The sequence below is a fragment of the Pseudomonas sp. Marseille-Q1929 genome (assembly GCF_017316265.1).
In the GTDB taxonomy this organism is placed as follows: domain Bacteria; phylum Pseudomonadota; class Gammaproteobacteria; order Pseudomonadales; family Pseudomonadaceae; genus Aquipseudomonas.
Genome location: NZ_JAFLWU010000002.1, coordinates 269,259 through 291,931 on the forward strand (window position 1 = coordinate 269,259; position 22,673 = coordinate 291,931).

At 62.3% G+C, this 22,673-nt stretch carries 24 protein-coding genes and 1 pseudogene; 13 read left to right on the forward strand and 12 right to left on the reverse strand.

Features of this window, described 5'->3' with window-relative positions:
- Nucleotides 1-46: 46 nt before the first annotated feature.
- Nucleotides 47-1,006, reverse strand: a pseudogene (locus J1G37_RS04640) (YifB family Mg chelatase-like AAA ATPase); the annotation flags it as partial.
- Nucleotides 1,007-1,205: 199 nt separating this feature from the next.
- Nucleotides 1,206-1,469, reverse strand: coding sequence for an accessory factor UbiK family protein (locus J1G37_RS04645; protein ID WP_124526893.1), 264 nt, complete (start codon nt 1,467-1,469; stop codon nt 1,206-1,208).
- Nucleotides 1,470-1,891: 422 nt separating this feature from the next.
- Here J1G37_RS04645 and glnK point away from each other — a divergent pair, with 422 nt between their 5' ends.
- The 3 genes from glnK (at nt 1,892) to sutA (ending at nt 4,286) form a co-directional block, all read left to right on the forward strand.
- Nucleotides 1,892-2,230, forward strand: coding sequence for a P-II family nitrogen regulator (gene glnK / locus J1G37_RS04650; RefSeq protein WP_002555808.1), 339 nt, complete (start codon nt 1,892-1,894; stop codon nt 2,228-2,230).
- Between the two features lie 34 nt (nt 2,231-2,264).
- Nucleotides 2,265-3,602, forward strand: coding sequence for an ammonium transporter (locus J1G37_RS04655; protein WP_010207459.1), 1,338 nt, complete (start codon nt 2,265-2,267; stop codon nt 3,600-3,602).
- A 348-nt stretch (nt 3,603-3,950) separates the two neighbouring features.
- Entirely contained in the window at nt 3,951-4,286 is a 336-nt protein-coding gene (gene sutA, locus J1G37_RS04660; RefSeq protein ID WP_017736991.1) for a transcriptional regulator SutA, read from the forward strand.
- A gap of 189 nt (nt 4,287-4,475) precedes the next feature.
- Here the strand turns inward: sutA and J1G37_RS04665 are convergent, their stop codons facing one another.
- Genes J1G37_RS04665 through J1G37_RS04690 form a run of 6 tightly spaced genes read right to left on the reverse strand, consistent with a single transcriptional unit; the run spans nt 4,476 to nt 9,058 of the window.
- The gene (locus J1G37_RS04665) at nt 4,476-5,171 is read right to left on the reverse strand and encodes an HAD-IA family hydrolase (RefSeq protein ID WP_207040361.1); all 696 of its coding nucleotides are present in this window, start codon (nt 5,169-5,171) and stop codon (nt 4,476-4,478) included.
- Nucleotides 5,168-6,067, reverse strand: coding sequence for a tyrosine recombinase XerC (gene xerC / locus J1G37_RS04670; RefSeq protein WP_207040362.1), 900 nt, complete (start codon nt 6,065-6,067; stop codon nt 5,168-5,170). The genes J1G37_RS04665 and xerC overlap by 4 nt, the downstream gene beginning before the upstream one ends.
- A 2-nt stretch (nt 6,068-6,069) precedes the next feature.
- Nucleotides 6,070-6,786 carry a DUF484 family protein gene (locus J1G37_RS04675; protein ID WP_207040363.1) on the reverse strand — a complete coding sequence of 239 codons (717 nt, stop codon included), beginning with the start codon at nt 6,784-6,786 and terminating at the stop codon, nt 6,070-6,072.
- Nucleotides 6,787-6,799: 13 nt separating this feature from the next.
- Entirely contained in the window at nt 6,800-7,630 is an 831-nt protein-coding gene (dapF, locus tag J1G37_RS04680) for a diaminopimelate epimerase (protein WP_207040364.1), read from the reverse strand.
- 3 nt (nt 7,631-7,633) lie between these two features.
- Nucleotides 7,634-8,881: a diaminopimelate decarboxylase gene (lysA, locus tag J1G37_RS04685; RefSeq protein ID WP_207040365.1), complete on the reverse strand. Its 1,248-nt coding sequence runs from the start codon at nt 8,879-8,881 to the stop codon at nt 7,634-7,636.
- A 9-nt stretch (nt 8,882-8,890) separates the two neighbouring features.
- On the reverse strand, nt 8,891-9,058 hold the full coding sequence (locus J1G37_RS04690; RefSeq protein WP_017845169.1) for a lipoprotein: 168 nt from the start codon (nt 9,056-9,058) through the stop codon (nt 8,891-8,893).
- Between the two features lie 238 nt (nt 9,059-9,296).
- On the opposite strand from J1G37_RS04690, the gene cyaY reads away from it, so the two are divergent.
- The 3 genes from cyaY to rnk all read left to right on the forward strand — a co-directional run bounded on the left by cyaY (nt 9,297) and on the right by rnk (nt 10,395).
- Nucleotides 9,297-9,629: an iron donor protein CyaY gene (gene cyaY / locus J1G37_RS04695; protein WP_207040366.1), complete on the forward strand. Its 333-nt coding sequence runs from the start codon at nt 9,297-9,299 to the stop codon at nt 9,627-9,629.
- Nucleotides 9,630-9,631: 2 nt separating this feature from the next.
- On the forward strand, nt 9,632-9,850 hold the full coding sequence (locus J1G37_RS04700; protein WP_124526886.1) for a DUF1289 domain-containing protein: 219 nt from the start codon (nt 9,632-9,634) through the stop codon (nt 9,848-9,850).
- A gap of 131 nt (nt 9,851-9,981) precedes the next feature.
- A complete protein-coding gene (gene rnk, locus J1G37_RS04705) occupies nt 9,982-10,395 on the forward strand; it encodes a nucleoside diphosphate kinase regulator (protein ID WP_124526885.1) in 414 nt (137 codons plus the stop codon).
- On the opposite strand, the gene J1G37_RS04710 is transcribed toward rnk, so the two are convergent.
- From J1G37_RS04710 to J1G37_RS04720, 3 genes are all read right to left on the reverse strand, one after another.
- Nucleotides 10,392-13,232 (reverse strand): class I adenylate cyclase, encoded by a 2,841-nt coding sequence (locus J1G37_RS04710; protein WP_207040367.1) that lies wholly within the window; start codon nt 13,230-13,232, stop codon nt 10,392-10,394. The two genes, rnk and J1G37_RS04710, sit on opposite strands and share 4 nt — an antisense overlap.
- A 169-nt stretch (nt 13,233-13,401) precedes the next feature.
- The gene (locus J1G37_RS04715) at nt 13,402-13,656 is read right to left on the reverse strand and encodes a TIGR02647 family protein (RefSeq protein WP_003195403.1); all 255 of its coding nucleotides are present in this window, start codon (nt 13,654-13,656) and stop codon (nt 13,402-13,404) included.
- Between the two features lie 96 nt (nt 13,657-13,752).
- Nucleotides 13,753-14,037 carry a hypothetical protein gene (locus J1G37_RS04720; RefSeq protein ID WP_010207441.1) on the reverse strand — a complete coding sequence of 95 codons (285 nt, stop codon included), beginning with the start codon at nt 14,035-14,037 and terminating at the stop codon, nt 13,753-13,755.
- A gap of 127 nt (nt 14,038-14,164) precedes the next feature.
- On the opposite strand from J1G37_RS04720, the gene J1G37_RS04725 reads away from it, so the two are divergent.
- Nucleotides 14,165-14,824, forward strand: a complete 660-nt coding sequence (locus tag J1G37_RS04725) for a glutathione S-transferase (protein ID WP_207040527.1) — start codon at nt 14,165-14,167, stop codon at nt 14,822-14,824.
- A 108-nt stretch (nt 14,825-14,932) separates the two neighbouring features.
- On the opposite strand, the gene argH is transcribed toward J1G37_RS04725, so the two are convergent.
- Nucleotides 14,933-16,327 (reverse strand): argininosuccinate lyase, encoded by a 1,395-nt coding sequence (argH, locus tag J1G37_RS04730; protein ID WP_207040368.1) that lies wholly within the window; start codon nt 16,325-16,327, stop codon nt 14,933-14,935.
- A 501-nt stretch (nt 16,328-16,828) separates the two neighbouring features.
- Between argH and J1G37_RS04735 the strand changes: the two genes are divergently transcribed.
- The 6 genes from J1G37_RS04735 to J1G37_RS04760 all read left to right on the forward strand — a co-directional run bounded on the left by J1G37_RS04735 (nt 16,829) and on the right by J1G37_RS04760 (nt 22,544).
- Entirely contained in the window at nt 16,829-17,575 is a 747-nt protein-coding gene (locus J1G37_RS04735; protein ID WP_207040369.1) for a LytTR family DNA-binding domain-containing protein, read from the forward strand.
- Between the two features lie 138 nt (nt 17,576-17,713).
- On the forward strand, nt 17,714-18,655 hold the full coding sequence (gene hemC / locus J1G37_RS04740) for a hydroxymethylbilane synthase (protein ID WP_207040370.1): 942 nt from the start codon (nt 17,714-17,716) through the stop codon (nt 18,653-18,655).
- Nucleotides 18,652-19,410: a uroporphyrinogen-III synthase gene (locus J1G37_RS04745; protein WP_207040371.1), complete on the forward strand. Its 759-nt coding sequence runs from the start codon at nt 18,652-18,654 to the stop codon at nt 19,408-19,410. The genes hemC and J1G37_RS04745 overlap by 4 nt, the downstream gene beginning before the upstream one ends.
- 18 nt (nt 19,411-19,428) lie before the next feature.
- Nucleotides 19,429-20,544, forward strand: coding sequence for a uroporphyrinogen-III C-methyltransferase (locus J1G37_RS04750; RefSeq protein WP_207040372.1), 1,116 nt, complete (start codon nt 19,429-19,431; stop codon nt 20,542-20,544).
- 5 nt (nt 20,545-20,549) lie between these two features.
- The gene (locus J1G37_RS04755) at nt 20,550-21,791 is read left to right on the forward strand and encodes a heme biosynthesis protein HemY (RefSeq protein ID WP_207040373.1); all 1,242 of its coding nucleotides are present in this window, start codon (nt 20,550-20,552) and stop codon (nt 21,789-21,791) included.
- A 237-nt stretch (nt 21,792-22,028) separates the two neighbouring features.
- The gene (locus tag J1G37_RS04760) at nt 22,029-22,544 is read left to right on the forward strand and encodes a disulfide bond formation protein B (RefSeq protein ID WP_207040374.1); all 516 of its coding nucleotides are present in this window, start codon (nt 22,029-22,031) and stop codon (nt 22,542-22,544) included.
- The last annotated feature ends 129 nt before the right edge of the window (nt 22,545-22,673 follow it).

The following is a 22,673-nucleotide window of genomic DNA, read 5'->3' on the forward strand; positions in this document are numbered from 1 at the left end:
CCGGGCGTCCTGCGATGATTCTGGAAGTGTGAGAATACCATCCACTGCTCTCCAATGGCTCGCGCAGTACCTCCAGCACCTTGCGATCAAATTCCGACAACTCATCCAGAAATAGCACCCCGTGATGGGCCAGGGTGATTTCCCCCGGTTGCGGCTTCGATCCGCCGCCCACCAAGGCCGGGCCTGACGCCGAATGATGGGGCTGACGAAACGGCCGGTGCGGCCAATGACTCAGGGGCGCCAGGCTGACCACGGATTGAATCGCCGCCACTTCCAATGCTTCCTGCTCACTCAGTGGCGGCAACAAGCCGGGCAGGCGGCTGGCGAGCAAGGTCTTGCCCGTTCCGGGAGGCCCGCTGAACAGCAGGTTGTGTGCACCCGCTGCCGCAATCAACAGCGCGCGCTTGGCCGCGAGTTGGCCCTGCACTTCGCTCAAGTCCGGGTAGGGCTTGTTCAAGTACAGCAAGCCATCGGACTTGTAAGGCTCAATCGGCTGGTGCCCGTTCAGGTGCGCCACGACCTGCAACAGGTGATCCACCGCAATCACCTTCAAGCCTGACGCCAGGCACGCTTCCTCGGCATTCGCCCTGGGCACTATCACGGTGCGCCCGGCCTTGCGTGCCGCCAATGCTGCTGGCAATACACCCTTCACCGCACGTACCGCGCCGGACAGCGCCAGTTCGCCCAGGCATTCCACCTCATCAAGCATCAGCGCCGGCACCTGCACACTGGCGGCCAGGATGCCCAGGGCAATCGCCAAGTCAAAACGCCCGCCGTCCTTGGGCAGGTCAGCGGGCGCGAGGTTGAGGGTGATACGGCGGGCAGGGTATTGCAGCGCGCTATTGAGGATGGCGCTGCGTACGCGGTCCTTGCTTTCCTTGACGGCGGTTTCGGGCAGGCCCACCAGGGTGAGCGACGGCAAACCATTGGCCATATGCACTTCGACGGTGACCGCCGGGGCTTCGACGCCGACCTGGGCGCGGCTGTGGACGATGGCGAGGGACATGATCGTTCCTTGAAATGGAGAGGCCGCTTCCTGCGGGTTTTTCAAGGGTAGACGAGGTGGGGAAGAGCGAGGCGGGGGAGGTTTTACAGAACGTATCCAGAGAGCAACACAGAACAAATGTGGGAGCTGGCTTGCCTGCGATAGCGGTGTATCAGATACACCGCTATCGCAGGCAAGCCAGCTCCCACAGGGATCGCGTTTATTCAGCAGGTGGCGGGGTCAATCGCGCTTCCAGTTCGGCGACTTTCGCTTCCAGGCTCTCAAGCCGCGCACGGGTGCGGGCCAGCACAACCATCTGGCTGTCAAACTCTTCCCGGCTCACCAGGTCGAGCTTGCTGAAGCCGCTTTGCAGCAGCGCCTTGAACTGGCTTTCGATTTCGTTGCGGGGCAGCGGGGTTTCGCCGCTGAACAGGCGAGAGGCGTGGCCGCTCAGGGCGTCGAGGAGGTCTTTGGGCGCGAGCATGGGAAATATTCCGAGAAACTGTTGGCCGGCAGTGTATCACGCGGCGTCTATAGTCTTTTTTAGCGCCGCCAGCGCACGCTTTTCGCGCAACGTGCCGTACAGCGACGCACTGTTTTTGTGCGCATTGCCGTCGCCAAAACACCCCGCAGCTGGGCAAACGTGGGCAAAGGACTGATTTCAGTGATTTTTACGGAGCTGGCAAGGTTTCTGCTTAGACGATCATGACCCATGCACTGATGCAGTCGCTGTGACGAATGCAGTGCGCCGACGGATCAGGGGTACAGGTTTCGTCACCAGTGGATCGCTGGCGTCACAAAGGCAATTGCCTTCGCGACGACGCGTTACAAAGCCAGGCACTGCGCTTAGACTTGAGACGGGTTTGTTTTCCTGGGGCAAGTCCACCAATTCGGGAGAGAGTTTTCATGAAGCTAGTCACTGCCATCATCAAGCCGTTCAAGTTGGACGATGTACGCGAGTCGTTGTCCGAGATCGGCGTGCAGGGCATTACCGTCACTGAGGTCAAAGGCTTCGGTCGGCAGAAGGGTCACACCGAGCTGTATCGCGGCGCGGAATACGTGGTCGATTTCCTGCCGAAGGTGAAGATTGATGTCGCCATTGACGACAAGGATCTTGACCGGGTTATCGAGGCGATAACCAAGGCGGCCAACACCGGCAAGATCGGTGACGGCAAGATCTTCGTGGTCAATCTGGAACAGGCTATTCGCATCCGTACCGGCGAAACCGATACCGACGCAATCTAAGCCGCCAAACCCCAACGCCCCAGGAGAAAACAATATGACTCTGCGTAAATTCGCAGGGCTCGGAGCCCTGTTGTCCATCGTAATGCCAAGCCTGGCCATGGCGGCAGACGAAGTGGCTGCTCCAGTCCTCAACTCCGGCGACACCGCCTGGATGCTGACCGCCACCGCACTGGTGCTGTTCATGACCATCCCTGGCCTGGCGCTGTTCTACGGCGGCATGGTCCGCTCCAAGAATATTCTGTCGGTGATGATGCAGTGCTTCGCCATCACTGGCCTGATCAGCATCCTGTGGGTTGTCTACGGCTATAGCATCGCGTTCGATACCACCGGTATGGAACAGGGCGTGGTCAACTTCAACTCCTTCTTCGGCGGCATGGGCAAGGCGTTCCTGGCGGGCGTGACCCCGGCCAGCATCACCGGGCCTGCGGCGTTGTTCCCGGAAGCGGTGTTCATCACCTTCCAGATGACCTTCGCCATCATCACTCCGGCACTGATCGTCGGTGCGTTCGCCGAGCGCATGAAGTTCTCCGCGATGCTGATCTTCATGGCTATCTGGTTCACCCTGGTCTATGCGCCGATTGCGCACATGGTCTGGAGCGGCAACGGTGGCCTGATGTGGGACTGGGGCGTGCTGGACTTCGCCGGCGGCACCGTGGTGCACATCAACGCCGGTGTGGCTGGCCTGGTGGCGTGCATCGTGCTCGGCAAGCGTAAAGGCTTCCCGACCACCCCGATGGCGCCGCACAACCTCGGTTACACCCTGATCGGTGCAGCCATGCTGTGGATCGGCTGGTTCGGCTTCAACGCCGGTTCCGCCGCTGCGGCCAACGGCACTGCTGGCATGGCGATGCTGGTTACCCAGATCGCTACCGCTGCGGCGGCGCTGGGCTGGATGTTCGCCGAGTGGATCACCCACGGTAAGCCAAGCGCACTGGGCATTGCCTCGGGCGTGGTAGCCGGCCTGGTGGCAATCACTCCGGCCGCTGGCACCGTTGGCCCGATGGGCGCCCTGGTGATCGGCCTGGTGGCCGGTGTGATCTGCTTCTTCTGCGCCACCAGCCTCAAGCGCAAGCTGGGCTACGACGACTCCCTGGACGCATTCGGCGTGCACGGTATCGGCGGTATCGTCGGTGCGATCCTGACCGGTGTATTCGCCGCTCCGGCCCTGGGTGGCTTCGGCACCGTGACTGACGTGGCTGCACAGGTCTGGATCCAGTGCAAAGGCGTCGGCTTCACTGTGATCTACACGGCGATCGTGACCTACGTCATCCTCAAGGTGCTGGACATGGTCATGGGCCTGCGGGTCACCGAAGAGGAAGAGGCTGTCGGCCTCGACCTGGCGCAACACAACGAACGCGGCTACAACTTGTAAGTACGCGGAAAAAAGATGCCCGGCTTGCCGGGCATTTTTTTGTCTGGTGTTTGTGAGAGAGAGCACACGGCGCGTCCCTGCATGCGAATGTCTTACAGGCATGTAGGCGTATTCGGCACTTTGTTTTTTCCCAGAGCGCGCTAGAATGCGCGCCGATGGGCGCAAAACTGTATTTATCTGGGCGAGCAGCGTGATCATGGCGCTGCTTGTGAAGTCCTCGCCACCGCTTACGGTGATGGGGCATAAGCCACTGGTTATCCAGTGGATGTTGATTTTTTTCCGGCGGCCTCGACAGAGGATGAAGCTGGGCTATAACTAATCTGCTTTTCGCAAGTCATGAGGTAGAACATGAGCGACGATGATCTGGAAAACGACGACCTCGAAGTAGGTGATGACGACGAGACCGATGAAGGTCTTGACGCAGCAGCCGTTGACGACGGTGCCGATGAAGCCGAGGACAGTGGCGACGGCGACGCAGCACCCAAAGCCAAAGGCAAGGCCAAGGCCGCTGTTTCGGTAGACGAACTGCCGAGCGTTGAAGCCAAGAACAAAGAGCGCGATGCGTTGGCCCGTGCGATGGAAGAATTCCTCGCTAAAGGCGGCAAAGTGCAGGAAGTCGAGGCCAACGTGGTGGCTGATCCACCGAAGAAGCCGGATAACAAGTACGGCAGCCGACCTATCTGAGGTCAGCCACCTGCTTGTAAGAAAAAGCCCGCCGTCGCTGCGGGCTTTTTCATGCCTGGAACAAACTCATCAGGGCACAGCAATACCCTGTGGGAGCTGGCTTGCCTGCGATGGCGGTCTGTCAGTTAGCCCTGTGGTGCCTGGCCCACCGCTATCGCAGGCAAGCCAGCTCCCACATTGGGCCCGGTGTTAATTCCAGCTTTTGAGGAGCGCTGGAAGTTCAGCCAAGTTGCGAATCTGTGCATCAGGGTTTTTTTCCCCATCCCACACCTTACCCGTCGGGTTAAACCACACCGCCCGCAGCCCCGCCTGTTGCGCCCCGGCAATATCATCCCCCGGATGATCGCCAATATGCACCGCCGCACTGGCCTCCACGCCACCGCGCTTCATCGCCTCCTGGAACAATCGCGCATCCGGCTTGGCAATGCCGATATCTTCGGCGCGCAGGGCAAAATGGAAGTAATCGGCCAGCCCGACGCGCTGCACATCGGCATTGCCATTGGTGATCACCCCCAACAGGAAGTGCTGGCGCAGCGCTTGCAACATCGGCTCGGCTTCAGGGAATGGGGTGAGCTGATGGCGCGCATGGATGAACGCTTCAAAGCACACATCGGCCATTTGCGTGGCCTCGGGCTGTGGATAACCGGCTTCTTCAAACGCGTGGGTCAACACCCGCTGGCGCAGGATGCTGATGCGGTGTTTCAGCTCGGGATCGCGCGCCAGCACCTGCTGGCGCAGGTTGGCGAAATGCGCTAGCGGCAACTCGCCGACCTTGGGTGCATGGGTGGCCAGCCATTCGCGCATCGATGCTTCGGCGTTGATGATGACGGGTACGTTGTCCCAGAGTGTGTCGTCCAGGTCGAAGGTGATCAGCTTGATACTCATGAGTCGCCGCCCTTGATGCGTTTGGCCCGTGGATGGGCGCTGTCGTACACCGTTGCCAGGTGTTGGAAATCCAGATGGGTATAGATCTGCGTGGTCTTGATGTCGGCGTGGCCGAGCAGTTCCTGCACGGCGCGCAGGTCCTGGGACGACTCCAGCATGTGGCTGGCAAACGAGTGCCGCAGCATGTGCGGGTGCAGGTTCTGCCCCAGCTCGCGCTCGCCAGCGGCCTTGACGCGCAACTGGATGGCGCGCGGCCCCAGGCGCCGGCCCTGCTGGCTGACAAACACCGCATCGTCGGCCGGGTTGGTCAGCAGACGCAGCGGCAGCCACAGCTGCAAGGCTTCTCGGGCTTTGCGGCCCACCGGCAACACGCGGGTCTTGCTGCCCTTGCCGAGTACCTGCACCAGGCCGTCCGCCAGGTCCAGTTGATCCAGGTTCAGGCCGGTCAGCTCCGACAGGCGCAGGCCCGAGGAATAGAACAGCTCCAGGATCGCCTGGTCACGATGGGCGAGGAAGTCATCTTCGACCGCACCATCCAGCAGTTGCAGGGCGCGGTCGGTGTCGAGGGTCTTGGGCAGGCGCCGTTCGCCCTTGGGCGGCGACAGGCCGTTGGCCGGGTCGTGGTCACACAAGCCTTCACGATTGAGGTAGTGATAGAGGCCGCGCACCGCCGACAGCAGGCGCGACAGGCTGGGAGACGATTGGCCGGCCTGGTGCAGGCGTGCGACCAGGCTGCGCAGGCTCTGGATATCCAGGGCTTTCCAGCTGCTGATCTGTTGTTTTTCGCAGAACGCCAGGACCTTGTTCAAGTCCCGCCGGTAGGCTTCCAGCGTATGGGGCGACACCTGGCGCTCGTTGCGCAGGTGAGCGCAATAAGCGTCCAGTTGCCGTTCCATGGCTAGCGCACCGCGCGCAGGGCGGTGGTGAAACGTGGCAGGACGCGGCCCAGCACTTCGGCGATGTAGGTCAGGAACAACGTGCCCACCGAGCTTTTGTAGTGCGCCGGATCACGGCTGGCGATGGCCAGCACGCCATGCAGGCCTTGATGGCTGAGGGCGACCACGGCGGTGGAGCCGATCTGCTGGCGCTGTTCGGCACCGAAGAGGAAGTCCAGCTCATGCTCGCGCAAGGTGCCGCTGATGGTCTTGCCTTCGGACAGCAGGCCACCAATGGCGGTCTGCGCATCGCTGCCGTTGACCCAACGGCCCACCGGCATGGGGTTGTCGCTGAACAGGATCAGGCTGACAAAGGGCACCTGGAAATCCTGGCGCAGGCTGTCTTCCACGGCGATCACCGTTTCTTCCAGGCTGGTGGCATCCATCAGCGCGAGGATCAGGCGACGGGTTTTCTCGAACAGGCGGTCGTTGTCGCGTGCCACGTCCATCAAGTGCGAGAGCTTGTGGCGCATTTCGATATTGCGCTCGCGCAGGATCTTCATCTGTCGCTCCACCAGCGACACGGTGTCGCCACGCTGGTGGGGGATGCGCAGGGCCGGCAGCAGTTCTTCGTGCTGGACGAAGAAGTCCGGATTAGCCTCAAGGTACGCCGCGACGGCAGCGGCCTCCAGACTGTCGCTCGGGGATGCTTGTGCGGGTACTTGAGGCTTATCGGTCATTAGCTGGGCTCACTCATAGACGGACCTGTCCTTCGTATACACGCGAGGCCGGCCCGGTCATCAGCACCGGGTGGCCTGGGCCTGCCCATTCGATGGACAAACGTCCACCGGGCAGGTCGATCAGCAGCGGCGAATCCATCCACCCCTGGCTGATCGCGGCTACGGCCGCGGCGCAAGCACCGGTGCCGCAAGCCTGGGTTTCGCCGGCGCCGCGTTCCCAGACGCGCAATTGCGCGCGGGAACGGTCGATCACCTGTAGGAAGCCTACGTTGACCCGCGCCGGAAAGCGCGGGTGGTGTTCGATCTGCGGCCCCAATTCATGCACGGGCGCGTTATTGATGTCGTTGACCCGCAGCACCGCATGGGGGTTACCCATGGACACGGCGGCGATATCGACGGTCTTGCCATCAACGTCCAGCGCGTAGCTGGTCGCTTGCTCGGTGGCCTGGAACGGAATGTCCGCCGGCACCAGGCGTGGCGCGCCCATGTTGACGCTGATCTGGCCGTCGCTGCGGATGTCCAGCTCGATCACGCCGCTCTTGGTCTCGACGCGGATCTGCCGCTTGGCGGTCAGGCGCTTGTCCAGCACAAAGCGGGCAAAGCAGCGCGCACCGTTGCCGCACTGTTCCACCTCGGAACCGTCGGAGTTGAAGATCCGATAACGGAAATCCACCTCCGGGTTGCTCGGCGCTTCGACGATCAGCAACTGGTCGAAACCGATGCCGGTGTGCCGGTCACCCCATTGCTTGGCGTGCTTGGGCAGGATGTGCGCGTGCTGGCTGACCAGGTCGAGGACCATGAAGTCATTGCCCAGCCCGTGCATCTTGGTAAAACGCAGCAGCATGGCTTACTCCGGCAGCAGGCTTTCGCCAGCATACAACTCGGCTACCGTCTCGCGGCGACGCACTTCAAACGCTTGATCACCGTCCACCAGCACCTCGGCGGTACGGCCGCGGGTGTTGTAGTTGGAACTCATGACAAACCCGTAGGCACCGGCCGAATGCACGGCCAGCAGATCGCCTTCTTCCAGGGCCAGCTGACGATCCTTGGCCAGGAAGTCGCCGGTCTCGCAGATCGGGCCGACGATGTCGTAGGCGCGGGCTGCGCTGTTGCGCGGCGCCACGGCGGTGACATTCATCCAGGCCTGGTACAGCGCCGGGCGGATCAGGTCGTTCATCGCCGCATCGACGATGGCGAAATCCTTGTGCTCGGTGTGCTTGAGGTACTCGACCTGGGTCAGCAGCACGCCGGCGTTGGCGACGATGTAGCGGCCCGGCTCGAACATCAGCGTCAGGCCGCGGCCTTCGATGCGCTCGCGCACGGCCTGGATATAGTCGGCGATCAGCGGCGGCTCTTCGTCGCGATAACGCACGCCCACGCCGCCACCGAGGTCGATGTGGTGCAGGTAGATGCCGCATTCGCCGAGACGATCGACCAGTGCCAGCAGGCGGTCGAGGGCATCGATGAACGGTGGCAGGGTGGTCAGTTGCGAGCCGATGTGGCAATCGACGCCCAGTACTTCCAGGTTTGGCAGTTGGGCGGCGCGGATGTACACGTCCTCGGCGTCGGCAATGGCGATGCCGAACTTGTTCTCTTTGAGACCGGTGGAAATGTACGGGTGGGTGCCGGCATCGACGTCCGGGTTGACGCGCAGGGAGATCGGCGCGCGAACGCCCATCTCGGCGGCGACGACTTGCAGGCGTTCCAGCTCGTCGGTGGACTCGACGTTGAAGCAATGCACACCCACTTCGAGGGCGCGGCGCATGTCTTCGCGGCTCTTGCCGACGCCGGAGAACACGATCTTGTCAGCCTGGCCGCCGGCGGCCAGTACACGTTCCAGCTCGCCACGGGAGACGATGTCGAAACCAGCGCCCAGGCGCGCCAGGACATTCAGTACACCCAGGTTGGAGTTGGCCTTGACCGCGTAGCACACCAGGCTCGGCGTGCCTTCCAGCGCGTCGGCAAAGCTGCGGTATTGGGCTTCGATGTGCGCACGGGAGTACACGTAGGTCGGGGTGCCAAAACGTTCGGCAATCGCGGACAGCGCCACGCCTTCCGCGAACAGCTGGCCGTCCCGGTAGTTAAAAGCGTCCATGGATTTCCCTTAGTAGGTGTCGTGCTTATGCGCTTTGGCAGGCTTTTGCGACGATTGCGCCTGTTCATTCGGGTCTTTGCTGTCATCGGGCAGGTACAGCGGGCCTTTTTGACCACAGGCACTAACGAGGCAAGCGACCGCGACGAGCGCAGCAAGGGAAGAGATCAGGCGCTTCATGGCGAAATCCTTGAATATGCATTAATTGCGCCCGAGTATACCGACCACCTGCCAGCTTGCCTATGCGCCGAAATACCCGTCCGACGGGGGTTTGCCGAGACGGCTGTGAAGCGGACTACGCTGGCTGGGGATATTTCATACCGCCAATCGCGATGGGATCGGTATCCTTTGCAATCGGCCGGGCTCGCCCGTATCGTGCGGCGCTTGAGCAAAACCAGACACTTTTGAGGTTGCCACAATGAGTTTGACCGAAGCCCGTTTTCACGACTTGGTGGATGCTACCCAGCAGGCGCTGGAAGATATTTTCGACGACAGCGGCCTGGACGTGGACCTGGAAAACTCGGCGGGCGTGCTGACCGTCAAATTCGAGACCGGCCAACAGCTGATCTTCAGCCGCCAGGAGCCTCTGCGCCAGCTGTGGCTGGCCGCGCGTTCCGGTGGCGTGCACTTCGACTACGACGAAGAAAGCGGCAAATGGCAGTGCGACAAGAGCGAAGAGCTGTTGGGCGAAATGCTCACGCGCCTGGTCAGCGAATATACCGGCGAAGAGCTGGATTTCGAAGAGATCTGATCGTGACGCAGCCCACACCCGTACGCCCGCCCAAGCCGCTGTTCAGTAATGTCAGCCCGGCGGTGCCGTCACCTTGTATCAGTTTGTGTCGCCTGGACGAGGAAAAAGTCTGCCGCGGCTGCTTCCGCCACGTCGAAGACATCCGTGAATGGCGCTCTGCCGACGATGCCCGGCGCCGGGTGATCTGCGCCCAGGCCGAGCAGCGCAGGGCCAGCGCCTGAGGTCGTCTTGTTTATTTGTGACGCTGTGGTAGTGTCCGGCTACGCCTCAACTCATCGAGGCCCGTGAGAACCCCGCCTTTTTCTGGCGGGGTTTTGCTTTTTTGTGCAGAAAAAAGGAGTCTGCCTGAATCATGACCACCGCACCGTCCATCATCCTCACCCGTCTTGACGTGCAGCGTCTGGAGCAACTGATCGACCGCCTGGGCGACGAGTCTCCTGGCGTCGCCGCGTTGCAAGCCGAACTCGATCGCGCCGAAGACGTGGTTGGCCACGATGAAGTGCCTGCGGGTGTCGTGACCATGAACTCCAGCGTGCATTGCCGTGAACAAGGCAGCGGCAAGGACTACCACCTGACCCTGGTCTACCCGAAACACGCGAATGCCGATGAAGGCAAGATCTCGATCCTCGCGCCGGTGGGCAGCGCGTTGCTCGGCCTGCAAGTGGGCCAGCACATCGATTGGCCAGCACCGGGTGGCAAGACCCTCAAGCTGGAATTGCTCAGCGTTGAAGGCCAGCCCAAAGATGGCGGCCCTTTCCCGCTCTAAACCTGGTTCAGCGCCGCGTTGAGCGATAGCTCCAACTCGGCCTTGTAGCGCAGGTACAGATTGCTCGGGCTTTGCCCATCGCCGAGCAGGCCTGACAGGTCCAGATCCGTGATGTAGCAGCGGTAGCGCTCGGTTTCCCGGCGCTGCCCGATGATCTCCTGGGCGACCACGGCAAACAGCTGGTCGCCAAATTCCAATTCGCAAAACTCCCGCTGATTGCAGTACAGGGTCACGCCCACCTGGCCGGGTGCGGCCTTGCCGATAATCGCCTGCACGTCATAGAACGGTTTGTTCGCCGAGTTCTGCGGTGCCGGCCGGGGCTCGACGGTGCGCGCGCGGTTGCTGCCCGACGGTAACAGTTGGTAGTACAAGACCTGCACTTCACCCAAGGGTTGTTGTGTGTCCAGCGGTGCCAGTGCTTCGCGGCGGAAGAGGATCGATTGCAAGAAACGCTGCAACGGCGCCAGCAGGCTCTGCTCATCATGGAACGGCAAGCGCTGCTGCCAGAGCGCATTGAACTCATCCAGCACATACAACTCGGCAACGCCTTCGTTGATCCGGTAGAACACCTGCACGCAATCGGCCATGCCCATGGGCAGCAGCAAGGCCAGGTCGTGGTCCTGCAGGGCCATGGCGTCCAGGTGCAGCGGGCTGTAGCTCGCCAGCTCTTCACTGAGGTAGGTGATCAGCGCGTCCTGGGTGGGCAGCGGTACGTGAGTGGCCTGGCCTGGGACCAGTTCCATCACGTGGTAGTGCTGCTGCACCTGCAGCAGGTAGCGGTGGTTGCCCTGGCCGAGCAGCAGGTTCTGTGCGGTGTCGAAGATTTCTTCGACGCGCTGGGCAATGAACTGCGCACGGTTGTGGCAGAAACAACGTACCCGCAGGCGCGGCAGGTGGTCCGATGGCAACTGGTTGAGGTAGTCGCGCAGGCAATCGAGCAGGGCGTGGGGACCGTCGTAGCGGCTGACCAACACTTCGTTCCAGCTGTTGAGCGTGACCTGGTCCAGGGTCAGTACCAGGTTGTCGCGCACCCCGGCGTAGCTCAAGGAGTCGGTGCGCTCGGTGGTCATCAGGATGTTCAAGTCACGGTGATGCTTGAGCGGGTCGACGCCGACGTTGATCAGCAACAACACTTCTTCCGGCACTGCCGCGCGCAGCAGGCGTTCTTCATCAACGCTGGCCAGGGGCAGGGCGATGCTCTGTTGCAGGCTGCCCAGCAGGTTGAATAGCTCGAATTCGGTCATGTCGCTGGTGCCTGGGTGCAGGGCCAGGCGGGTGCTGCTGTCGATCACGCCATTGCGATGGCACCAGGTGAGCATTTCCAGCAGGTCGCGGCTGCGCTTGATCGGCGCGAAGTGCTCCGACTCCTGGGCTGTCAGGTTGCCGTTGTACAGGCCCCAATAGTGCTGGCCGGGTTCCTTGCGGTTGGGCGATTGCACCAGGGTCAGGGTGTCTTCGGCCAGGTCCGGGGCGATGCCGGGGTTGATGAACTCGACTTTGCCGGCCTTGCGCTCAAAGGCCGCATACAGGCGGCGGCCCAGCACATTGAGGTCGCGTTTGTTGACCAGGCTGGCGGTTTGTTCGGTGCGGGCGAACTGGGTGAGGAAGCGGTAGCTGTAGTTCAGCTCGCTGACCAGGGCGCGGCGCTCGGAGGCAACCTGGCGCACTTTCCATTGGCTGCGGCTGTCCAGCAAGGCCAGTTGGCGCTGGTCCCAGCCCCATTCCTGGGCCAGGCGCTCCAGCAGCAGGCGTTGCCAACTGGTGGTGCGCTGGCCGGCGCTGAGCTTGCGGTTGACCTTGAGGTACAGGGCGCGCCGCACCAGTTCCAGGCGCTCGGGTTCGTTGCGCGCCTTGAGGTATTCCTCGATGCGGCGGTAGACCACGATGTACGGGTCGAGCTCATCCAGGTCCATCTGGTTGGCGAACACCGCCCGCTTGAAACGCAGGCTCAGGCAGTGCACGCGGGGGTGTTCGCTGGCGTAGACCTCGGTCAGCAGCAGCTTGAGCACGGACTTGTAGGGCGATTCGATGCCCTTGAACAGCTGCCATAGCCCGGCGCCGATGAATTCTCCGGGGGGAATGCGCGCCAGGTGGCCCAGGTCGAGGGTTTCATCGGCGCGGATAAACCGCTTGGAGATCAACGTGTGGGTGAACTCGGCGTAACGGGCTTCTTCGTACACCGGCACCAGCCACCAGATCGGCGTGCGCCCGGCGAGCCAGATGGCGGTGCGGTAGAACTCGTCCAGCAGCAGGTAATGCTGGGTGGTGCCGCAGTCGTCGGAACTGAGCTGGGCGTCGCGCTCGCCGAGCACAAAGCGGGTCGGCTCGATCAGGAAAAAGTGCGCCTCGGCCCCCATGCTCAGGGCCCAGGTTTCCAGCAGCTGGCATTTCTTGCGCAGCTCGGCCAGTTCGTGTTCGCCGAGGTCCGGTGCGTGGCACACCCACACGTCCATATCGCTCTGGTCAGCCTGGGCCAGGGTGCCGAGGCTGCCCATCAGGAACAGGCCGTGGATCGGTTGCGGCGGGTTGCCGTGGCGCGGCTTGTAGGAAAACGAGCGGGTCAGGCGCTGGGCTTCGGTCAGGGCCTGGGCGTCGGGTTCGAAATTCGACAGCCCAGCGGGCGTGCTGCCGGAGACATAGCCGGGCAGCAGCGGATGATTGACGTGAAAAAACAGCGGCAACAGGGTCAACACGCTTTGTTGGCGCGGGGTCAGCCCTTCGATGGCCCGGGCCATGCGGCCTGTGTTGAGGGCCATGAAACGCGCGCGCAACTGGGCCAGCACCTTGCGGTCGATGCCTTCGTCCAGGTCTGGGCGGATTTCGTGGGTGCGGGTCATGTCGGACTCGGTGGCGCGCAGGGCCCGACGTGGGCGGCCGTGTTGGAGTTTACAGCCAGTAGCGTAGGAGGCTTAGAAGGTAATCGGTTTTTGGCGTCAGAACTTTAACCCGTTCACAGCAACGCCCCCGGAATCCGCATTGGGCGGACTCCATGGGCGGGATCAGGTGTCAGGCGGCTTCTTTGGTGCTGGCAGTGGTCAGGATGGTCAGCAGGGTTTGGGCCTGCTCCGCAGCGTCACGACCAAGGCTGGTCAGGTAACCGCCGTCCGGCTGGTCGATAAGACCTTTCGCGTGGAGGCGCTTGGCAGCGGCGATAGCAGTGGGGGCGGCGGTCTGGTGGACTTTCAGACCTTCCTTGGTGCTGTCTAATGGGAAGAGTACAAGGATTTCCAGTTCGGCAACCAACTCAGGGGTATACGACATACGGACTCCAGACTTTCTAAGAATTTATTAGAGGCTAGCAGGCCATAAGGTGAACGCACTTTGCCGAACTGTCCAGTGTGTTGCCGCGTGTTGGATTTATTGCTTTTCGGGCGGCAGTTCCGGCAGGGCGCGCAGCGCAGTTTCATACCATTCGGTATTGAAGGCGCGGTCCTCTTCCAGCAGGGCATCGATCTCGACGGCAAGCACGTGGGCCATCAGTTGCAGGATCTCTTCACGCTCGTAGCCGACCAGGGTCAGCTTGTTGAAGGTGGCCTTGGCCGCGGGTGGGTTTTCGCTTTCGATCTGGTTTTCGATGGCTTCGATCAGGGTGGTTTCGGCGAATTCTTCTTCGTCGTTGTCGATATCGGTCGGCTCGCTCATGGCAGGCTCCTCAAGGAAAGGGCATCAGTCTACCCCCATTCAGGCGGGTGATGCTGCTGGTCAGGTGGGGCCTTCGGATCTATAACTCATGCAGCCAACCCCCACACTCGGCCTGGAGGCAGTCGCAATGCTCAAGCTCTACGGATTTTCGGTCAGCAACTACTACAACATGGTCAAGCTGGCGCTGTTGGAGAAAGGCCTGGCTTTTGAAGAGGTGCCTTTCTACGCGGGCCAGACGCCTGAAGCACTGGCCGTGAGCCCCCGAGGCAAGGTGCCCGTGCTGGGGGTCAAGCAGGGTTTTATCAACGAGACCAGTGTGATCCTCGAATACATCGAGCAAACCCAGGAAGGCCCGGCGCTGCTGCCGGCGGACCCGTTCCAGCGCGCCCAGGTGCTGGCACTGTGCCGGGAAATCGAGCTTTACATCGAATTGCCCGCCCGGGCGTGTTTCGCCGAGGCGTTTTTTGGCATGCCGGTACCGGAGGCGATCAAGGACAAATCCAAGGCCGAGCTGTTGCTGGGAGTGGGGTCTTTAGGTCGGCACGGCAAGTTCGCGCCTTATGTGGCGGGGGAGAGCTTCACGATTGCGGATCTGTATTTCATGTACAGCGTGAACCTCGCCTGTGCGGTGGGCGAGAAGCTGTTTGGCTTGGATTTGTTGGCTGAAATGCCGGCGGCCAAGGCGTTGCTGGACAAGCTGCATGCACTGCCCAATGCCCAGAAGGTTGCGGCGGACAGGGAAGCGGCGATGCCGGCGTTCATGGCGATGATTGCTGCCAAGAAGTAGATGTTTGGTGCTTGGGAGGCCGTCATCGCGGGCAAGCCCGCTCCCACAGTTGACCGAGGTATCTGGTAGTCCTCGGTCCCTGTGGGAGCTGGCTTGCCTGCGATGCTTTTAGCGGCTGGCGAGCAGGGCCTGGCCACGCACGACGGCGGCCTTCACCTGCGCCGGCGCAGTCCCGCCGATATGGTCACGCGCATTCACCGAACCTTCCAGGGTCAGCACGGCAAATACGTCTTGCTCGATCTGGTCGCTGAACTGGCGCAGTTCTTCCAGGCTCATTTCCGCCAGGTCCTTGCCGGTGTCCACGCCGTATTTCACGGCGTGGCCAACGATTTCGTGGCAGTCGCGGAACGGCAGGCCACGGCGCACCAGGTAGTCCGCCAGGTCGGTGGCGGTGGAGAACCCGCGCAGCGCCGCTTCACGCATGATCGCGTGCTTGGGCTTGATCGCCGGGATCATGTCGGCAAACGCGCGCAGCGAGTCGCGCAGGGTGTCGGCAGCGTCGAACAGCGGTTCTTTGTCTTCCTGGTTGTCCTTGTTGTAGGCCAGGGGTTGGCCTTTCATCAGGGTCAGCAGGCCCATCAGCGCACCGAACACGCGGCCGCTCTTGCCACGTACCAGCTCCGGCACGTCGGGGTTTTTCTTTTGCGGCATGATCGAGCTGCCGGTGCAGAAGCGGTCCGGCAGGTCGATGAACTGGAACTGCGCGCTGGTCCACAGCACCAGCTCTTCGGAGAAGCGCGACAGGTGCATCATCGCGATGCTGGCGGCAGCGCAGAATTCGATGGCGAAGTCACGGTCGGACACGCCGTCCAGGGAGTTGCCGCCCACGGCGTCGAAGCCCAGCAGTTGCGCGGTGTATTCGCGGTCGATCGGGTACGTGGTGCCGGCCAGTGCGGCGCTGCCGAGCGGCATGCGGTTGGCGCGCTTGCGGCAATCCACCAGGCGCTCATAGTCGCGGCTGAGCATTTCGAACCAGGCCAGCAGGTGGTGGCCGAAGGTCACAGGCTGTGCGGTTTGCAGGTGGGTGAAGCCGGGCATGATGGTGCCGGATTCACGCTCGGCCTGCTCCAGCAGGCCTTTTTGCAGGCGAGTGATCTCGGCCAGGATCAGGTCGATCTCATCACGAATCCACAGGCGGATATCGGTCGCGACCTGGTCGTTACGGCTACGCCCGGTGTGCAGTTTCTTGCCGGTCACACCGATACGGTCGGTGAGGCGGGCCTCGATATTCATGTGCACGTCTTCCAGGTCGACGCGCCAGTCGAACGTGCCGGCTTCGATCTCACCGCGGATGGTGGTCAGGCCATCGATGATGCTGTCGCGCTCGGCGTCGGTCAGCACGCCGACCTTGGCCAGCATCGTGGCGTGGGCGATCGAGCCCATGATGTCGTGGCGGTACAGGCGCTGGTCGAAAGTGACGGAGGCGGTGAAGCGGGCGACGAAGGCGTCGACGGGTTCACTGAAGCGGCCGCCCCAGGACTGGTTGGTCTTGTCGGTGCTCATGGATTCGCTCGTGATCTGCTTTAAAGAGGCTTGGAGGTGTGCCGGCGATAATAACAGGGTTGCCCGTGGAGGCGGTGCTACGGGTGGTCGGCATTTTTATTTGCACGAAGGATGGCAAAGTGCCTTGCCGCCGGACGCGTCCGGGAAGAGACTGGACTCGGGTGTTTATTGAAACGATATTTGACGATAGAGCAATGTCGTCGCAGTGAGCGTCTACAGTTGCACTGATAGAGCGTGAATGCACCAAAGCCGGGTGATGCGGTCAGAGCCCAGGCTATTCATTCAGAAGGGGGTATTCGGATTGTGTATCAGCAAACCCTACGACGATGCCCGAAGTCAGAAGGTCTTGGGCGCAATTGAACAGGTCCGGGTAAATATGGGTGCCACTCTCAGGGCACTTTTTGCCGCTCGCGCTAGTCTTAGCGTGGATCGCTGTGACGCAAGTCACCGCACCTGTCTACGCTATCCTTGTGCGAGACTCACGCAGGAATCCAGCGCAATATGAATGTCCTGATCGTTGAAGACGAACCCCAAGCCCGCGAGCGACTGAGCCGTTTGGTCAGTGAACTCGAGGGTTATACAGTCCTTGAACCGAGCGCCACCACGGGCGAAGAAGCGTTGACGCTGATCGACAGCCTCAAGCCGGACGTGGTGTTGCTTGATATCCGCCTGCCGGGCCTTGATGGCCTGCAAGTCGCCGCCCGCCTGAGCGAACGCGAGTCGCCGCCGGCGCTGGTGTTGTGCGCGGCGCCAGAAGATTTCCCCGCGCAGACCCTGGAAGCCAGTGGTGTGAGCTTCCTCGTCAAACCGGTCGAAGCAGGCGCCCTGCTCAAGGCCCTGAAAAAGGCCGAGCGCCCCAACCGCAGCCAACTCACTGCCTTGACCCAGCCGGCTGCCCAAAGCGGCAACGGGCCGCGCAGCCATATCAGTGCACGTACGCGCAAAGGCATCGAGCTGATTCCCCTGGACCAGGTGGTGTACTTCATTGCCGACCACAAGTACGTGACCCTGCGTCACGAGGCTGGTGAAGTGCTGCTCGATGAGCCGCTCAAGGCCCTGGAAGATGAGTTCGGCGACCGTTTCGTGCGTATCCACCGCAACGCGCTGGTTGCCCGTGACCGTATCGAGCGGCTGCAACGCACGCCGCTTGGGCACTTTCAGTTGTTCCTGAAGGGGCTAAATGGCGATGCCTTGATCGTCAGCCGACGCCATGTCGCCGGCGTGCGCAAGATGATGCAGCAGCTTTAGCCCAAGGGCTTTGGCGCTGCCTGCAATCCTTATCCCGGTGCGACGCGGCCAGGGAGGCCCCGCACTTGCTGATTCAAATCAAAGCGTATTTGCCTGAGCTGTTATTATCTGCCGTATCTATTCAGTACGGATTGATCCATGTCCTCTCGCGAAATCCGCATCGCCACCCGTAAAAGTGCCCTGGCCTTGTGGCAGGCCGAATACGTCAAAGCACGCCTTGAGCAGGCCCACCCAGGCCTCGTGGTGTCCCTGGTACCCATGGTCAGTCGCGGCGACAAGCTGCTCGACTCGCCGCTGTCGAAGATCGGTGGCAAGGGCTTGTTCGTCAAGGAACTGGAAACCGCGCTGCTGGAAAACGAAGCCGACATCGCCGTGCATTCGATGAAAGATGTGCCCATGGACTTCCCCGAAGGCCTGGGCCTTTTTTGTATCTGCGAGCGCGAAGACCCGCGCGATGCCTTCGTCTCCAATACCTACGCATCCCTGGATGAATTGCCCCTGGGCAGCATCGTCGGCACCTCCAGCCTGCGTCGCCAGGCGCAGTTGCTGACCCGTCGCCCGGACCTGCAGATCCGCTTCCTGCGCGGCAACGTCAACACGCGCCTGGCCAAGCTGGATGCCGGCGAATATGACGCGATCATCCTGGCTGCCGCCGGGTTGATCCGCCTGGGCTTCGAAGACCGCATCACTTCGGCCATCAGCGTCGAAGACAGCTTGCCAGCCGGTGGCCAGGGCGCCGTGGGCATCGAATGCCGCACCGCCGACAGTGAGATTCACGCACTGCTCAAGCCTCTTGATCATCACGATACCGAAGTGCGCGTCACCGCCGAACGTGCCTTGAACAAACACCTCAATGGCGGTTGCCAGGTGCCCATCGCCTGCTACGCCGTGCTTGAAGGGGACAACCTGTGGCTGCGCGGCCTGGTGGGCGACCCGGACGGTGGCACCCTGCTGACCGCCGAGGTACGTGGCCCGCAACGTGACGCGGCGGCGCTGGGTATTCAGGTCGCCGAAGCGCTGCTGGACAAAGGCGCCGGCGCCATCCTCGAAAAAGTCTACGGCGAGGCCGGCCCGCAGTGACCGAGTGGCGTGTGCTGCTGACGCGGCCTGCCGAGGAGTCGTTGTCCTTGGCGGCGTCGTTGTCGGCAGCCGGGATTTTCAGCAGCAGCCTGCCGTTGCTGGACATCGAGCCGTTACCCGTCACACCCGAACAGCAGGCCATCTTTCGTGACCTGGGCGGCTTTTGCGCGGTGATCGTGGTCAGCAAGCCCGCCGCCCGCCTGGCGTTGCAACAGCTGGACCAGGCCTGGCCGCAGTTGCCGTGGTTCAGCGTCGGCGCGGCTACGGGCCAGGTACTGGCCGATCACGGGCTCAACGTTCACTATCCCGAAACCGGCGACGACAGTGAGGCCTTGCTTGCACTGCCGGCCTTGCGCGAGGCTATTGCGCGGCCCGATGCCCGGGTGCTGATCCTGCGTGGCGAAGGCGGTCGCGAGTTGCTCGCTGAGCGTTTGCGCGAGCAAGGTGCTAGTGTCGTCTACTTGGAGTTGTACCGTCGCTTCCTGCCGAGCTATGCCGCCGGGACGCTGATGCAACGCATCCAGTTGGAACGCTTGAACGGCCTGGTGGTCAGCAGTGGGCAGGGTTTTTTGCACCTGCAAGCCCTGGCCGGTACCGATTGGCCAGCGTTGGCACAGTTGCCGTTGTTCGTGCCGAGCCCGCGAGTCTATGAGATGGCGCGGGCTGCCGGCGCAGAAAAAGTTGTGGATTGTCGCGGTGCGAGTGCCGCGGCTTTGTTAGTGGCACTGCGCAGCCATCGCGCGACCACTCTCTGATACGCAAAGGACGGATACGTGAGCGAAACAGCCTTGCCCAAAGAAGAAACCCAACCCGCAGTTGATGCGCCGGTTGAGTCAGCGGCCACCGCGCCACGCCGTGGCAATGGCCTGGCGGTCGTGGCCTTGTTGCTTGGCGCTGCCGGCGTTGCCGCCGGCGGCTGGGGCGTCTGGCAGGTCCGCGCCTTGCAAGCCAGCAGCCAGCAGCAGCTGAGCCAGGTGCGCACGCTGGATGACCAGGCCCAATCCCTCAAGCAGAGCCAGCAACAGTTGGCCGCACGCCTGGCGCAGTTGCCCGGCGCCGAGGAGCTTGAAGAGCGGCGCCGCCTGGTGGCCCAGTTGCAGGGCGATCAGCAGCGCCTCAGCCAGCGTCTGGAAACCGTCCTGGGCGCCAGCCGCCAGGATTGGCGCCTGGCAGAAGCCGAGCACCTGATCCGCCTGGCCAGCTTGCGCTTGTCGGCCTTGCAGGACATCAACAGTGCCCAGTCGCTGGTCCAGGGGGCCGACGAGATCCTGCGCGAGCAGAGCGATCCGGGCTCCTACGCCGCGCGTGAACAGCTGGCCAAGAGCCTTGCGGCACTGCGCAGCACCGAGCAGCCGGATCGCACCGGGCTGTACCTGCAACTGGCGGCACTGCGCGACCAAGTGGTGCAATTGGCCGCGATCGCACCGGAATACCAGCTCACCGAGCCGGCCTCCCAAGGGCGTCCGACCACGGATACCGAAAGCCGCTGGAGCCAATGGTGGGAGCAGATCTCGCGCTACTTCCGCATCGACTTCAACCCTGACGACAACATCCGTCCATTGCTGGCCGGCCAAGGCTTGAACCAGGTGCGCCTGGCCCTGAGCCTGGCGCTGGAGCAGGCGCAATGGGCTGCGCTCAACGGCGAGACGGCGGTCTACAGCCGCTCGCTGGGTGAGGCGCGCAGCGTGCTGCAAGACAACTTCAACCAGGACAACCCGCAAAGCAAAGCGATGCTGGCGCGTATCGCCGAGCTTGAGCCCAAGGCCGTGTCGGTGGTGACACCCGACCTGGCGGCGAGCCTGGCCGCGGTGCAGGCTTACCTTGAGCGTCGCCACTTGTCTGCTGACGAAGCCAAGGCGTCGGCCGGCAAGCCGGCCACCCAGGAGTAAAGCCGATGAAGCGTTTCTATGTGGGCCTGGTGCTGGCGATTGCAATCGCCCTGGCACTGGCGGTGGGCATCTCGAAACACACCGGCTACGTGTTGATTACCTATCCCCACGTGCTGCATTACGAATCGAGCCTGTGGGCGACCCTGGTGGCGGTGTTTGCCATCGGCCTGGCGATCTACCTGGTGCGCCTGCTGTTGAGCCTGGTGACCACCTCCGGTGGCGTGGTCAACCCATGGTCGCGCCGCAACCGCAGCCGCCGTGTGCAGATCGCCATCGAGCAAGGCCAGATGGACCTCGCCGAAGGCCGTTGGGCCAGTGCCGAGCGCCACTTGCACCGTGCTGCCGAAGCGGAACGCCAGCCATTGCTCTATTACGTGGGTGCCGCGCGTGCGGCCAACGAGCAGGGCCGCTATGAAGAGGCCGACGGCTTGCTGGAGCGCGCCCTGGAGCGCCAGCCCCAGGCCGAACTGGCCGTCGCCTTGAGCCATGCGCAATTGCAACTGGACCGTGGCGACACCGAGGGCGCCCTCGTCACCTTGCAGGCCATGCACGAACGTCACCCGCACAACGCCCAGGTGCTACGTCAGTTGCAGCGCTTGCACCAGCAGCGTGGCGATTGGTCGTCGGTGATCCGCCTGCTACCCGAGTTGCGCAAGGACAAGGTGCTGCCCGCCGCCGAACTGGCCGAGCTGGAGCGTCGCGCCTGGGGTGAGAACCTCAGCCTGGCGGCCCAGCGTGAAGAGCAGGGCGAAGCTGGCTTGCAATCCCTTGAGCGGGCCTGGCAGCAATTGACCTCCGCCCAGCGCCAAGAGCCGCAGTTGGTCCTGGCGTATGCCGAGCAATTGCGCCAATTGGGCGCCGACGCCAAGGCCGAAGAGGCGCTGCGCGGCGCGATCAAGCGCGGTTACGACAGCCACCTGATCCGGCTTTATGGCTTGCTGCGTGGCAGCGACCCGGCGCGGCAACTGAAGTTTGCCGAGGGCTGGCTCAAAGACCATCCGGGCGATGCCAGCCTGCTGCTGACCTTGGGCCGCTTGTGCCTGCAAAACAGCTTGTGGGGCAAGGCGCGCGACTATCTGGAAAGCAGCCTGCAAGTGCAGCGCAATCCCGAAGCCTGTGCCGAACTCGCACGCCTGTTGGCCCAACTGGGCGACACCGAGCGCAGCAACCAGCTGTTCCAGGAAGGCCTGGGCCTTTTGGACAATCGCTTGCTGGCCTCGCCGCTGCCCGTACCTGCTCGGGTCTGATGTAGGAAAGGATGTAAGGGTTGGCGCAGATGCTTCTGACAGCCAACCCTTCAAGCCTGCGTAATTCCTCGGTGCAGCGGGATTCGTAACAAACTCCTACGTAGCGCTACGTTATGTCCTCCACGCTCTGGCGGGATGTCTTCACGCTTTCGCGGAATCGTCTGCTCTAGCGCGTATTGAAAGGGGTCAGGCCTTTCCTCTACCGTAACGACCTATCTTCTGCGGTACGGATAAGCAATGTCTTTGGCCCCCTCACGCACCTTGTTTTTCCTGGCGTTCATCGCTGGCGCGCTGACGTTGGGTGTGTCTTTTTACCTGGAATATGGTGCGCTGCTGCGCCCCTGCTTCCTGTGCCAGGTACAGCGGGGGTTTCTTGCCACGTTCATGCTGATCAACTTGATCGCAGCCATCCATAACCCCAGACGCTCCGGTGCTGGCCTGTATGGGTTGGCGGGCATGGGCTGCGCCTTGCTGGGGGCCTTCACCGCTGCGCGTCAGGTGTTGCTGCAAAGCATTCCGTCGGGCGCGTCTCCAGAGTGTTGGCCGAGCCTGCAGGACATGTTGGAGAAGTTGTCCATGTGGCAGGCAGTCCAGGCTATTTTCAATGGCACGGTCGATTGCGTGGAGATCAACTGGACGCTGTTCGATTTGAGCCTCCCGGAGTGGAGCCTGTTGTTCTTCGTCGTGATGCTTATCCTGGGTGTCATACCGTTTTCGCGGCTGTTGTCCTGCCTGCATTTGCGGCAGGGCTAGCACCTAAATCAGTTCAGTGGTTGTAGGACGGGATTAAACACTTGTATGAACTTTCTCTCCTGCGTACCTTGAAGCCATAGTCATGCGGGCATAATCTGGCCCGCACGCGTTATCGAAACCGTTTGTCCG